This is a genomic window from Chitinophaga sp. G7 BAM 1005, from assembly GCF_057126945.1.
This window is the reverse complement of sequence record NZ_CP181478.1, coordinates 5547468-5560842: the sequence shown is the minus strand read 5'-3', so window position 1 is coordinate 5560842 and position 13375 is coordinate 5547468. Positions and strand designations below refer to the sequence as shown.

The 13375-nt window shown below is 44.4% G+C and carries 14 protein-coding genes; 7 read left to right on the top strand and 7 right to left on the bottom strand.

Annotation, left to right across the window (positions count from 1 at the left end):
- Positions 1 to 12: 12 nt before the first annotated feature.
- Both murI and ACMXI2_RS22025 read right to left on the bottom strand, forming a co-directional pair.
- Positions 13 to 831, bottom strand: coding sequence for a glutamate racemase (murI, locus tag ACMXI2_RS22030; protein ID WP_483778220.1), 819 nt, complete (start codon positions 829 to 831; stop codon positions 13 to 15).
- Positions 832 to 833: 2 nt separating this feature from the next.
- A complete protein-coding gene (locus ACMXI2_RS22025) occupies positions 834 to 1496 on the bottom strand; it encodes a carbonic anhydrase (protein ID WP_483778219.1) in 663 nt (220 codons plus the stop codon).
- Positions 1497 to 1740: 244 nt separating this feature from the next.
- On the opposite strand from ACMXI2_RS22025, the gene ACMXI2_RS22020 reads away from it, so the two are divergent.
- Positions 1741 to 3384: an ABC-F family ATP-binding cassette domain-containing protein gene (locus ACMXI2_RS22020; protein WP_483778218.1), complete on the top strand. Its 1644-nt coding sequence runs from the start codon at positions 1741 to 1743 to the stop codon at positions 3382 to 3384.
- 77 nt (positions 3385 to 3461) lie between these two features.
- Here ACMXI2_RS22020 and ACMXI2_RS22015 read toward each other — a convergent pair whose 3' ends face one another.
- On the bottom strand, positions 3462 to 3857 hold the full coding sequence (locus ACMXI2_RS22015) for a response regulator (RefSeq protein ID WP_483778217.1): 396 nt from the start codon (positions 3855 to 3857) through the stop codon (positions 3462 to 3464).
- Between the two features lie 436 nt (positions 3858 to 4293).
- Complete coding sequence (locus tag ACMXI2_RS22010; protein WP_483778216.1) at positions 4294 to 5256, bottom strand: zinc ribbon domain-containing protein; 963 nt, start codon at positions 5254 to 5256, stop codon at positions 4294 to 4296.
- Between the two features lie 171 nt (positions 5257 to 5427).
- Here ACMXI2_RS22010 and ACMXI2_RS22005 point away from each other — a divergent pair, with 171 nt between their 5' ends.
- From ACMXI2_RS22005 to ACMXI2_RS21995, 3 genes are read left to right on the top strand one after another with little or no spacing between them, the layout of a single operon-like run.
- Positions 5428 to 6087, top strand: a complete 660-nt coding sequence (locus tag ACMXI2_RS22005) for a ribonuclease H-like domain-containing protein (RefSeq protein ID WP_483778215.1) — start codon at positions 5428 to 5430, stop codon at positions 6085 to 6087.
- 28 nt (positions 6088 to 6115) lie between these two features.
- Positions 6116 to 7111, top strand: a complete 996-nt coding sequence (gene holA / locus ACMXI2_RS22000) for a DNA polymerase III subunit delta (protein ID WP_483778214.1) — start codon at positions 6116 to 6118, stop codon at positions 7109 to 7111.
- An 8-nt stretch (positions 7112 to 7119) separates the two neighbouring features.
- Positions 7120 to 7389 carry a hypothetical protein gene (locus tag ACMXI2_RS21995; protein WP_483778213.1) on the top strand — a complete coding sequence of 90 codons (270 nt, stop codon included), beginning with the start codon at positions 7120 to 7122 and terminating at the stop codon, positions 7387 to 7389.
- Here the strand turns inward: ACMXI2_RS21995 and ACMXI2_RS21990 are convergent.
- Positions 7386 to 8324, bottom strand: a complete 939-nt coding sequence (locus ACMXI2_RS21990) for a bifunctional riboflavin kinase/FAD synthetase (RefSeq protein WP_483778212.1) — start codon at positions 8322 to 8324, stop codon at positions 7386 to 7388. The two genes, ACMXI2_RS21995 and ACMXI2_RS21990, sit on opposite strands and share 4 nt — an antisense overlap.
- Before the next feature lie 137 nt (positions 8325 to 8461).
- Here ACMXI2_RS21990 and ACMXI2_RS21985 point away from each other — a divergent pair, with 137 nt between their 5' ends.
- Positions 8462 to 9637 carry an AIR synthase related protein gene (locus tag ACMXI2_RS21985; RefSeq protein WP_483778211.1) on the top strand — a complete coding sequence of 392 codons (1176 nt, stop codon included), beginning with the start codon at positions 8462 to 8464 and terminating at the stop codon, positions 9635 to 9637.
- A 303-nt stretch (positions 9638 to 9940) separates the two neighbouring features.
- On the opposite strand, the gene ACMXI2_RS21980 is transcribed toward ACMXI2_RS21985, so the two are convergent.
- Together ACMXI2_RS21980 and ACMXI2_RS21975 are read right to left on the bottom strand one after the other, a co-directional pair.
- Positions 9941 to 11629, bottom strand: coding sequence for a TonB family protein (locus ACMXI2_RS21980; protein WP_483778210.1), 1689 nt, complete (start codon positions 11627 to 11629; stop codon positions 9941 to 9943).
- Positions 11630 to 11631: 2 nt separating this feature from the next.
- Positions 11632 to 11997 carry a BlaI/MecI/CopY family transcriptional regulator gene (locus ACMXI2_RS21975; protein ID WP_483778209.1) on the bottom strand — a complete coding sequence of 122 codons (366 nt, stop codon included), beginning with the start codon at positions 11995 to 11997 and terminating at the stop codon, positions 11632 to 11634.
- A gap of 153 nt (positions 11998 to 12150) precedes the next feature.
- On the opposite strand from ACMXI2_RS21975, the gene ACMXI2_RS21970 reads away from it, so the two are divergent.
- Together ACMXI2_RS21970 and rpsO are read left to right on the top strand one after the other, a co-directional pair.
- Positions 12151 to 12846 carry a cell division ATP-binding protein FtsE gene (locus tag ACMXI2_RS21970; RefSeq protein ID WP_483778208.1) on the top strand — a complete coding sequence of 232 codons (696 nt, stop codon included), beginning with the start codon at positions 12151 to 12153 and terminating at the stop codon, positions 12844 to 12846.
- A 149-nt stretch (positions 12847 to 12995) separates the two neighbouring features.
- Complete coding sequence (rpsO, locus tag ACMXI2_RS21965) at positions 12996 to 13268, top strand: 30S ribosomal protein S15 (protein ID WP_106528148.1); 273 nt, start codon at positions 12996 to 12998, stop codon at positions 13266 to 13268.
- The last annotated feature ends 107 nt before the right edge of the window (positions 13269 to 13375 follow it).

Here is a 13375-nt window from a genome sequence, read left to right as displayed (position 1 = left end):
GGCAGGCTTTATTTATTTGGTAAGCATCTTTGCAGACGTCACTGTTTTACCGTAAAAGATCTCCGCCATTTTATCAAAAATTGCCGGGTCATCTGTTGTATAAAAGGCATGTTGCTGTTGCTTACTCAACCTGCTTTCCATTTCAGGATGGCGTTTCAGATAATCTTTAAGGCTATGTGCCACAATTTTTCCCTGTGACAAAACAGTAATACCGCCTGGTAAAAACTGTTTGATCTTTTTCATCAGCAGGGGATAATGGGTACAGCCAAGTACGAGGGTATCGATGCCGGGTGAGGGCAGCAATATTTTATCCAGGTACTCTTTTACAAAATAGTCTGCTCCTTCGCTTTCGTGTTCATTATTTTCAATCAGCGGTACCCACATGGGGCAGGCCAGCTGATGTGTTTTTACGTGCGGGAAAAACTTTTGTATTTCCAGCGGGTAAGATTCGGACGATACGGTGCCGTTGGTGGCCAGTATGCCTACTTCACCGGTTTGCGTGATGGTGCCCACCATTTCAGAAGTAGGGCGGATCACGCCCAGCACCCGGTTATCGGGGGCTATATCGGGCAGATCTTTTTGCTGGATGGTACGCAGGGCTTTGGCCGAAGCGGTGTTACAGGCGAGTATTACCAGCGGGCAACCCATTGCAAACAGTTTCTGCACACATTCCAGCGTATAGGCGTGAATGGTATCAAAGCCGCGGTTGCCATAAGGCGCGCGGGCATTATCGCCCAGGTAGATATAATCGTATTGCGGGAGTTCCGCTACTATTTCTTTAAGTACGGTTAAGCCGCCGTAGCCGGAATCGAATATGCCTATCGGACCCATGATTAGTCGTTGTCTTTTTGCATCAGGCCGGAACCTGTTAAGTCATAAATCTTCTGAATTTCGTGCAGTACGCCTTCAAAGTCTATTTCCAGGTCTTTGAGTATGCCGTTTTTCAGATCATACACCCAGCCGTGCACGGTAGGGAATCCTTTTTCCACGTATGATTTCTGTACCGCTGCGGTTTTGATCACGTTGATGCATTGTTCCTGTGTATTCAGTTCCACGAGCCGATCGTAGCGTGTTTGCTCATCTGTTATTGCGTTGAGTTCGTCCATATGAAGGCGGTAAACATCGCGGATGTTGCGCAGCCAGGGGTTGAGGATGCCGAGGTCTTTCGCCTGCATGGCCGACTTTACGCCGCCGCAGTTGTAGTGGCCGCATACAATGATATGTTTTACTTCGAGATGTACCACCGCGTAGTTGATCACTCCCATTACATTGAGGTCGGTGTTGGGAACAAGGTTGGCAATATTGCGATGTACAAAAACTTCACCTGCTTCGAGCCCCATGATTTCATTGGTGGGAACGCGGCTGTCGCTGCAACCGATATACAGATAAGCTGGTTTCTGGGAATCGGCCATCTTCTCGAAAAACTCCGCGTCTGTGGCTAACTTGGTAGCTATCCAACGTTTGTTGTTCTCAAATATCTGGTTATAAGCTGTCATGCGGTTTCCATTTTTATGCGCTAAAGATACGTATAGAAAGCATATTGCAGGCAACCCTTTCATGATGAAGAGGTTAACGGAATAAAAGTTTACTTACTGCCGGGTGTTTCAGCAAAGGAAATGTACAAAATGTTATTATAAAGATGATTATCAATATTTTTTATTGATATGTCTGCCAGGACGTCTTCTTGGAAACCCCGCATAAAATCAGTACCTTTGCAGCTTCAAAATTTACATAGCCAGCATGATCAGTGTTAAAAACGTAACGCTCTCTTTTGGAAAGAGAGTATTGTTTGACGAAGTAAACCTCAATTTCACAAAAGGGAACTGTTATGGTGTGATTGGGGCCAATGGAGCAGGTAAGTCTACTTTTCTGAAGATATTGTCCGGTGAAATAGAACCGAATAAAGGTACTGTGGAAATCACCCCCGGTGAGCGCATGAGCGTGCTCACGCAAAACCACTTTGGGTTTGATGAGGTTACCGTACTGAATGCCGTATTGATGGGTAATAAGAAGCTTTGGGAAATAGCACACGAAAGGGACACTATTTACGCCAAAGAAGATTTTACCGAAGAAGACGGTATGCGCGCAGGCGAACTGGAAGCTGAATATGGCGAAATGGGCGGTTATACTGCGGAAAGCGATGCGGGAGTACTGCTGAGCGATCTGGGTGTGAAGGAAGAAATGCACGGTACGCTCATGAAAGACATTGCCGGTAGCCTTAAAGTGCGGGTACTGCTTGCACAGGCACTGTTCGGTAATCCTGATATCCTGCTGCTGGATGAGCCTACGAACGACCTTGACGTGGAAACCATTGGCTGGCTGGAGAATTTCCTGGCCGACTACGAAAATATCGTGATCGTTGTATCCCACGACCGTCACTTCCTTGATGCCGTATGTACGCATGTGGCAGATGTGGACCGCGCGAAGATCCAGATCTTCAGTGGTAACTATACCTTCTGGTACGAATCATCCCAGCTGATGGCCCGCCAGATTGCAGACAAGAACAAGAAAATGGAAGATAAGCGTAAAGACCTTATGGACTTTATCGCCCGGTTTAGCGCCAACGCTTCCAAAAGTAAACAGGCTACTTCCCGTAAGAAAGCCCTCGAAAAACTGGTAGTGGAAGATATCCAGCCTTCTAACCGTAAGTACCCGGGTATCATCTTCAAGCAACAGCGTGAAGTAGGTAACCAGATCCTGAACGTAGAGAAACTGGAAAAACTGGTGGATGGCCGTAAACTCTTTACTGATGTTACTTTCTCTGTTAACAAAGGAGATAAGATCGCATTCCTGTCTAAAGATCACCTGGCCCTCACTACTTTCTTTGAAGTGATCAACAATGAAGCAAAGGCCGACAGCGGTAAGTTTGAATGGGGTACCACTGTTACCAGTGCCTACCTGCCAAACGACAACGCTGCCTTCTTTACCAATAAAGACCTGAACCTGATGGATTGGCTGCGTCAATACGTACCGCCACATGTAACAGATGTGGATGAGCCTTTCCTGCGTGGCTTCCTCGGTAAAATGTTATTCGGCGGAGATGAGATCATGAAGAAAACTTCCGTGCTGAGTGGTGGTGAAAAAGTACGCTGCATGACCAGCCGCATGATGCTGCAGGATCCGAATGTGCTGATACTTGATGAACCTACCAACCACCTGGATCTGGAATCTATCCAGTCTTTCAACGAAAGTATGATCAACTACAAAGGCGTGGTGTTGTTCACTACCCATGACCATACCTTCATGCAATCAGTAGCAAACCGTATTATTGAACTGACGCCTAAAGGTATCATCGACAGGTTAATGACCTTTGATGAGTACCTGGCCGATGAGCGTGTGAAAACACTGCGTGAAGAAATGTATGGCAGCGCAGTTTTAGCGTAAAGATAAATAGCTGAAAATAATTGAAGCGAATGGTCAACCGATCATTCGCTTCTTTTTTTTAATGGTGTTTTTATATCTTACAGATACTCCTCTATTACTTTTAGTTTATTCTTATCGAGCGGTTTTGTAATGTATGCCATCAGCTCCGGTGTACGCTGTACTTTTTGCATATCGCGTACATCTACTGAGGAGGAGCACATAATAATCGGGATGGTATTTTTAAGAGAAGTTTTCAATCCTCTGTATGCCTCAATAAAATCCCAGCCATTCATTCGCTGCATATTCATATCAAGAATGATAAGAGAGGGTAAGGTAGGTTGAGGGGTACTGGAAAGCTGCTCCAGGGCCTCTTCTGCACAGAGAAAAGAGGTAACTACCAGGTGATCGCTTTGGTGCCCCAACATTTTTTTGATGATGAAATGAAATATTTCATCGTCATCTACAACGTACACTATTTTATTCATGTCTTCCATGCTTCAGTTTTAATTGGGCTTCTTATCTTATCCGATAATAACAAAAGGCGCACAAGAGACGATGTTAAGAAGTGAATTACCTGGGTCCGTTTTCTGTCAAATAAAGGGCATTGACTTCAGGGATAACAAGCAGCTGAAATCAATCTCCTTAATTATAAACACGGGCTAAACCGGCATTATATGCCTGTCACATTCTCTTCTTAAGCATTGGTCAAGGGAGTACAGTGGCCTCCGGCTATCTTTAATTGTGAAGCAAAGAACGTTAATTTAATTTTATTTTTATATATATCTTTTTGTCAATAACTAATCATTAACAAATCAGATAGGCGAAAAAAACACCATGAACCCGCTATAAACCCGCTATAAATGCGAATGGCCGGAGCAAAAGATTGATCTTCGCTCCGGCCATTGCCTTTATCAGTAAGGCAGATTGCTATTAAAACAGGCCGCCTTTTTTCAATGTTACTTTACCTTGTCCGATTTTGAAACCATTGTGATAGATTTCAACAGCATAATCGCCTACTTTGAAATCGGAGTTCTGTTTCCAGTCCATACTTACTGTTTGTTTCTGACCAGTAGTGTAAGCAACTGTTTTCTTGGCGGTATATAATTTCTCTGTACCATCTTCCAGTGTGAAACGGCCGGACCCCAGCGCTTCTACAGCCAGAGGAGCCCCATCGGGAGCAGTAATGGCCACAAAGATTTCTTTGTCGCCGGTTGGTGCAATACGGTTGTCGTCCAGGTCAAAAGTAACCCGCATCATATCAGCGCGTTTTGCTTTGCTGGTTTCCACTTCTTTACCGTTGTTCCTTACACGGATTGGTAACAGTTTAATGTTGGATGCGTGCAGTACGGAACCCAGGTCCACTTTCTTATTAAGACTGTCTTTCACGGTAGACACAGAGTCGCGCTCTTTACGTGCATAATCTCTTTCCCCTGCCAGCACTATTTTTTCACCTTCAAGGCGTTCAATAGTCTCTGAGTAACCTTCAATATTGGATTTCAGCTGCTCAATCAGGCGACGGGCTTCCGCCAGCTGTGCCTGTGTAGCATTTTTGTTGGTCAGGATGCTGGAGATCCTGGCTTTCATATCCTGTATTTCTTTATCTTTTGTTTTAACCAGGCTATCCATCCGGGTGTTCTGTGAAACCAGATCATCCAGGCGGGCATTGGCCGCATTGTATTCCTGCTGCAACGCATCACGGGAAGAAGAGATCGAATCTATCTGTGTACTTTTTTGAACGATTTGCTCATTGGATTTATTCTTATCGTACAACATATATATCCAGGTACCCGCTAATGCTGCAATTAAAATACCGTAAATTAGACCGTTCCGGCTACGTGGTTTTTCTGGTCCGGGTGATCCCGGTGCAGGTGAATTAAAAGTGTTCTCCGTCATAGTTGTGAGTTTTATGTTTATTATTATATGGTTAAAAATTGTTATTCAAAAGTACTTATAATATTCTTATTTTATAAATAGCTATAAAACTGTTTTTCAATCGTGCTTCCAAATATTGCATTAGATCAATTACTACTGTTGGACATAGAAACAACACCGGCGGCTCCAGCTATGGAGCACTTATCTGAAGACATGCAACAGCTCTGGCGGGAAAAAATTGCAAAAACTGCGCCAGTTTCGGGGAACGAAGATTCAGCATACGCTGACAGGGCTGGCATTTACGCTGAATTCGGAAAAATTGTGTGTATTTCGGCCGGCTTCTTCAGCCTCGAAAATAACAGGTACCAGCTAAGGCTGAAATCGTTTTATAATGATGATGAATCAGTTGTGCTGTCAGGATTTTTAGAATTAATCAATAAATTCTATGCGAAATACCCCCGGTTTCAGTTCGCCGGGCATAACATCAAAGAATTTGATATTCCTTTTATTTGCAGGAGGTCTGTTATTCATCAGTTATCTTTGCCACAGCCTTTACAGTTGCACGGATTTAAACCCTGGGAAATTCCCATGCTCGATACCCTGCAACTGTGGCGCTTCGGGGACTTTAAACATTATATTTCCCTGAAACTCCTGACCGCCGTAATGGGTATTGATACGCCCAAAGACGATATAGACGGCAGCATGGTAGGCAAGGTGTACTGGGAGGAAAGAGACCTGGAACGTATTGCCGCCTACTGCCAGAAGGATGTACTGGCGGTAGCACAGCTGTTGCTGAAATTCAAACGTTTACCGGCATTGACACAGGAAGATATTATTATCGTAAAAAAATAGTCTTAAAAAGACGAAAAGCATTCTAGTAATGGAGTACCAGGATATCATCAGGGATTGGAAGCAACAGAAATTCAAATCATTATACTGGCTGGAAGGAGATGAAGATTTTTTTATTGACCAGGTTACCAGCTATGCTGAACATGAACTGTTACCTGAATCAGAAAGAGGCTTCAACCTCACCGTCCTTTATGGAAAGGATACCGACTGGAGCCAGGTGATCAACGCCTGCCGCAGGTACCCGATGTTTGCAGAAAGACAAGTAGTACTCCTCAAAGAAGCGCAGGCCATGCGCGACCTCCTGAAACTGGAAACCTATATCGATAACCCGCTTACCTCCACCGTGTTTGTAGTGGCGCATAAACAGGGCAAAATAGATGGCAGGAGTAAAATGGCCAAGCTCATAAAGGAAAAAGGCGTACTGCTGTCTACCAAAAAATTGTATGATAACCAGCTGCCTGCCTGGGTAGAAAGCTATGTGAGCAGCCGCGGACTGGCCATCTCACAAAAAGCGGCTATCCTCCTGGTAGATCATATCGGTAATGACCTGTCGCGTATCTCCAATGAAATAGATAAGCTGCTGGTAAATCTACCGGCCCAGAAAAAGATTGATGAAGGGGATATCGAAAAGTATGTGGGCATCAGCAAAGAATACAATGTATTTGAATTGCAAAACGCCCTGGGACAGAAAAATACGGCCAAAGTATTCCGGATCATCTCCTACTTTGCCGCCAATCCCAAAGCAGCGCCTATCCAGATGACATTGCCCGCATTGTATAATTTCTTCGCTAAAGTAAACCTCATTTTCAGCGTAAAAGGAGGAGAGAAGGAAGTAGCCACTGCGCTTGGGGTACATCCGTTTTTTGTGAAGGATTATATGAGCGCTGCCCGTCAATACGGACCCGAAGGAACCGAAAAAGCTATTTTGCTGTTACATCAATATAACCTGCGGAGTATAGGCATTAATGATAGTGGTGTGGAAGACGGGGAGCTGATGAAAGAGCTGATGTATAAGGTGATGAATTAATTATTTATATGGCTATCGGGGTAAAAAAGATATTCAGGTTGCTGTTTGGCCTGTTGTGTTTCTGCTTAAGTAGTTGCTGCGCTTTAATTGTGCTGATGAATATCGTTACTGTTCATAAGGGAAGGATCGGTGTGGATCTTAGAATGAGCACCAATACGGCCATGATAATGTGCTTTTATGTAATCGCTTCTGCCTTTTTTCTCTGGCGCGGGGTTCGTTTGATGAAACCTCCTAAAATGAAAGAGCAAAAGACAGAATTCCTGGGAGAAGAATTTTAGATCTTCGCCAGTATCTCTTTCGCCTGTGCAGAATCCTTATCCATTTGCACTATCAGGGCATCTATATTGTCGAATTTCAGGTTGGAGCGGATGTAGTCTACAAAATGAACCGTTAATTCCTGTCCGTAAATATCTTCATTAAAATCAAAGACGTGTACTTCCAGTCGCAAATCGGAGCCATTAAAAGTAGGACGGAAGCCAATGCTCATAACGGCGGGTAATAATTCGCTGCGGCCGCTGAGCTGTGCATTTACGGCATAAATCCCTTCAGCGGGAATCAGCTTTCTTTCATCTGCCAGGTGCAGATTGGCGGTTGGATAACCCAGCTGCCGGCCCATTTTATCGCCATGCACCACGGTGCCGGTTAAGAAATAGGTGTAATCCAGTAATTCATTGGCGAGCCGGATATCGCCTTCCTGCAGGCTTTTGCGGATTTTGGTAGAACTCACCGTAAGGTGATGCACAACCTGTTGCGGAATTTCTATCAGGGTAAAGCCATATTGCTGCTGCTCTGCTTCCAGCAGTTCCAGTCCGCCTTCCCGGTTGTGGCCAAACCGGTGGTCATAGCCTATGATGATGGTATGCGGCTTGAAGCGTGCTACCAGGAAGTCTTCCAGGTAACTACGGGCGGGCATCTCAGAAAATTCTTTGGTAAAAGGTACCACTACCAGGTGATTGATACCGGCACGTTCCAGCAAGGCAATTTTTTCAGGCAGGGTAGTCAGCAGCCGGATGTTATTAGGTTTGGGTTGTAATACCTCCCGCGGATGCGGATCAAAGGTAATGATCACGGTTTCCCCACCGCAGGTATTGGCAGCCTGCTCCAATTGCTCAATAATGAAGCGGTGGCCTGCATGTACTCCGTCGAAAGTGCCTATCGTGATAACAGCATTACGGAATTCCGGTAAATGGTCTAAGTCCCTGTGAACCTGCATATAAATCAATAACTATCAAAATCGCCGTGCAAATCTAACACATTCGGCGGGCATTCTGCATGGAATCTGTTACTTTTGCAGCCTGAAGAGCATCTTTATTTAGTTTATTTTTTATTTACATATTTATTTATTTCCCGGTGGATAATAATATTTACGCCAAACGCGGTGTTTCAGCAGGTAAGGAAGATGTGCATAACGCCATTAAAAACATTGATAAGGGCCTTTTCCCAAAAGCATTCTGCAAAATTGTACCCGATATTTTGGGGGGCGATGAGGCTTATTGCAATATTATGCACGCAGATGGCGCCGGCACCAAATCTTCCCTGGCTTATATTTATTGGAAAGAAACCGGTGATCTGGGCGTTTGGAAGGGTATAGCCCAGGATGCAATTATCATGAACATGGACGACCTGCTTTGTGTGGGCGCTACAGATAATATCCTCCTTTCTTCCACCATTGGCCGCAACAAACAATTGTTGCCCGGTGAAGTAATTGCCGCCATCATCAATGGCACTGAAGAAATCCTGGCAGAACTGCGGAATCACGGTATCAGTATCTATTCCACCGGTGGGGAAACCGCCGATGTGGGCGATCTTGTACGTACTATCATCGTGGATTCTACTGTTACCTGCCGTATGAAACGTGAAGATGTGATCTCCAATGATCGTATCCAGGCAGGAGATGTGGTAGTGGGACTGGCATCATACGGACAGGCCACTTACGAAACGGAATACAACGGTGGTATGGGCAGCAATGGCCTCACCAGTGCCCGTCATGATGTATTCAGCAAAGCTATTGCGGAAAAATACCCCGAAAGCTTTGATCCCAATATTCCTTATGAACTTGTATTCAGCGGTAAAAAATCGCTGACAGATAAAATAGATATCCCAGGCTTTGGCGCCGTGGATGCAGGCAAGCTGGTATTGTCTCCCACCCGTACCTATGCACCGGTGATCAAAAAAGTACTGGAGCAATTCCGTCCGCAGATTCACGGGATGGTGCATTGCAGTGGTGGCGCTCAAACCAAAGTGCTGCATTTTATTGAGAAACTGCATGTGATCAAGGATAACCTGTTCCCGGTACCTCCGTTGTTCAGTCTTATCCAGGAACAGTCCGGTACCCCCTGGAAGGAAATGTACCAGGTGTTTAACATGGGGCACAGAATGGAACTGTATGTTCCGGAAGCAATAGCAGCCGGCATTATCAGCATTTCCAAAAGCTTTAATATCGATGCACAGATTATAGGCAGGGTAGAGGCCGCTGAAGAGAAGAAAGTGACCGTGAAAGCGCCGGCCGGTACTTTTGTGTATTAGAGGTTACTTTTAAGAAAATGATCCTGTTCACCGGCAAAGTGGGCAGGATTTTTTATTCATAGTGTATGGGGAGTGTATTGGAAGTGTATTGTGAGTGTATTGTGAGTGTATGGGAACAGTATAGGGAGTGTATGGGGACAGTATAGGAACAGTATAGGAACTGTATGGGGAATACGACACATAGACGACTCCTAAGTATCCAAGAAGTATCTGAGAAGTATTCAAGAAGTAATAACCGTATTTTAATAACAAAGGCCGCCGTTTAAAACTGTGGCCCTTGTTCATTGATTGTTTATAGTTGTGTTAGTTTTGTAAACTAAACCTGATAGGAAGATTGAACTGCACAGCTACCTGGCGTTCGTTTTGCACGCCTGGTTCCCATTTCGGCATGTCTTTGACCACTCTTATCGCTTCATCTTCAAGGCCGTAACCTTTCTTAGCGCCCACTGTTTTTACATCACGGATGGTGCCATCTGCATCTACAATAAACTGCACAAAGGTGGTGCCGCTGGCTTTGGCTTTCTGTGCTTCTGCAGGATAGTGGATGCTCCTGGTAAGATAGCGTGCCAGGGCCTCTTCTCCTCCCGGGAATTGTGGGGGCTGTTCAACAAAGGTGAATACTTCATTATTATTATTAGATGGCTGGAAGTTAATGGTATGATCACCGGTTTTCGGTGTCTGTTTGCCTGCATCCAGCACAAAGCGGATGGGGAGGTTAAACTGAACAGATACCGTTTTCCCCTGGTGCTTTCCCGGTACCCATTGCGGCATTTCTTTTACCACACGTATGGCTTCTTCAGCAAGACCAAAGCCCGGGTTTTTCCCTACGGTATGAACATCCGTGATATTACCTTCTTCGTTTACCACATACTGTACGAATACGGTACCTGAAATGTTTTTTTCCTGTGCGGCTTTAGGATACCGGATGTTTTTGGAAAGATATTTTGCCAGCGCTTCTTCGCCGCCCTGGAAAGACGGGGGCTGCTCTACAAAAGTATACACGTTGTCTTTCGTTTTGTTCACCTTTTTCACAGGTGTGGTATCCATTGCCAGGGTGGCGGAGGGTACAGCAGAGGGGGTGGGTACAAGGGGGTTAGTGGCGGTAAGCGCCGGAATGGCGGACGGACGCTTATCGGCCACAAATGCAAGGGAGCAGAAAATGAATGCGGCCAGTGGCAGCACCATAATACGTCGCAGGTAACTGAACCTGGGGGTGTGGAATTGTGTCAGCATAAGAATTCTTCTTTTTATTGGCGGATGGAAAAAGTCGTTCGTAATACTGAATTGTTTGCTTTGAAAGGCCATCTGGAGAATGGTTTGGGCGTAGCCCGCTATTTCTTCTCCCGCTGCTTTTTTGTCGGCCAGGAATTCATGCACCAGTGCCAGTTCCCGTTTAATCAGGTGAAAGAAGGGATTGATCCAGCATATAGCGGTGACCAGTTCCATGAACAGTTTATCTGTGCTGTGTTTCTCCTGCAGGTGTACCAGTTCATGTTTGAATATTTGTTGCCCTTCGGGCGAATTCAGCGAAGTTTGATGATCCCAGAAAATATAGCTGAAGAAAGAGAAGGGCGCTTTGATATCCTTGTTCTTTACAAACCGGTAAGGAGGAATTTCCTGTACCTGGCTGCGGCGGATCAGGTTTTTGATCCGGAAAAGACTGATCACCGTTTTTGTCAGCAGCAAGCCTATCACCGCGATGTACAATGTGTTGAGTACTGTGCCGGAGCTGATCCCCGGGCTGGCCGATATCACGGTTTCGCGGATATTAACAATACGTGCGGTATAAGATAATACTGCAGACGATTCGGTTGCCTGACCCGGCAATGGAATCTTCAGGAGTGGAGTGAGCAGGGAAATCAGGGTGATGAGCACCAGGTAGTACCGGTTCCATTGATGGAAGCGGTTATTACGCAGGGCGATATAATAGTAGCCGTATAAAACGGCAGAACAGATGATCACTTTGGAAAGATAGGTGAGCAGAACTGTCATAGTTAAGGTTTTTGGGCTGCTTTAATTTTTTGTACCAGTTTCTCCAGTTCAGTGACACTCAGTTCTTTCTCTTTCACAAAAAAAGAAACCATGTTGCTGAAGGAGCCGTCGAAATAGCCTTTCACAATATTGTTCACCGTTTTGTGGCTGTAGGCGTCTTTGGTAACAAGAGCAAAATACTGGTGTGATTTACCGTAGGCTTTGAAGTCAACAAATCCTTTTTCAATCAGAATTTTCACAAGGGTAGATACCGTGTTGTAATGTGGTTTTGGTTCCGGCATTACTTCTATCATATCTTTCACGAAGGCGGGTCCTGTTTCCCAGAGTGCCTGCATGATCTGTTCTTCTGCTTTGGTGAGTTGTTTCATATATCTCGTTTATAAAACCAAATTAAAACTAATTATTTAGTTTAACAACTATTTTTTTAGTTTTAAAGAGATGGATATTTGACATATTATCACAACGAGTTATTTTTTAATTAGTTATTTTTGTCCGCACAGACCGTAAAAAACAGAAAGGACATGACGCCTGAACAACCTATCATACAATTAACAAACGCCAGTATATACCAGGGCCATTCATTGATATTAGCTGATGTGAATATCACGGTGAATAAGGGTGAATTTGTGTATCTTATTGGTAAAACCGGTACCGGGAAATCCAGTTTGTTAAAGACATTGTATGGCGATTTACCTTTAAATGATGGCACAGGACAGGTGGTTGGTTTTGATCTCAAGAAGATGGATTGGAAAAAAGTGCCGTATCTTCGCCGGAATCTGGGTGTGGTATTCCAGGATTTTCAGTTATTAACCGACCGCAACGTGCATGATAACCTGAAATTTGCGCTCCGGGCTACCGGCTGGCAGGATCCAAAGGAAATGGAGAATAAGATCACGGATGTACTGGAAAAAGTGGGGTTGGGTACCAAAGGTTTTAAGATGCCGTATGAGTTATCGGGAGGAGAGCAGCAGCGCGTGGATATTGCCCGTGCTATGCTGAATTCGCCCAAACTGATCCTGGCGGATGAGCCTACAGGTAACCTGGATCCGGAAACTTCCGATGGTATTATGCAGTTGTTATTCCGTATTTGCCGGGAGGGAACCGCCATAGTGATGGCCACACACGATTACATTGTATTACAGAAATTCCCGTCGAGAGTACTGCGTACAGAAAACGGGCATGTAACGGATAATGCAGCTGTGAATTTTTCTTCTTAGGAGTTGTTGAGAAAGAAAATATTACAAATGTACATTATCTCTCATTTATTATTAATTTCCCGTTAATTGGTAATTCCTATTTTTTAAATTACCTTTGCACCGGAAAAATAGCGACAAAAAAACATTATTATTACTTATTATTTTTAAAGATGTCTTACTTAACTGTTGAAAAGAAAGCCAATATTTTTAAGGAATTTGGTGGAAGCGAAAAAAATACAGGCTCTTCGGAAGCACAAATTGCACTGCTGACTGAGCGTATCAACAGCATTTCCGGTCACCTGAAACAAAACAAAAAGGATTTTTCTACCCACCGTGGTTTGATGAAGATGGTTGGCCAGAGAAAGCGTTTGCTTTCCTATTTATCTAAAACCAACCTCACCGGCTACCGTGCCCTCATCGAGAAGTTAGGTATCAGAAAATAACCATGACTTAATTATAGCGCTATTCCCAACTTATATGGTTGGGAATAGTTTTTTTGTATGTATACCTTTTGTTGTTCTTTAGCGATCAAAAAAGAATAACTTTATTT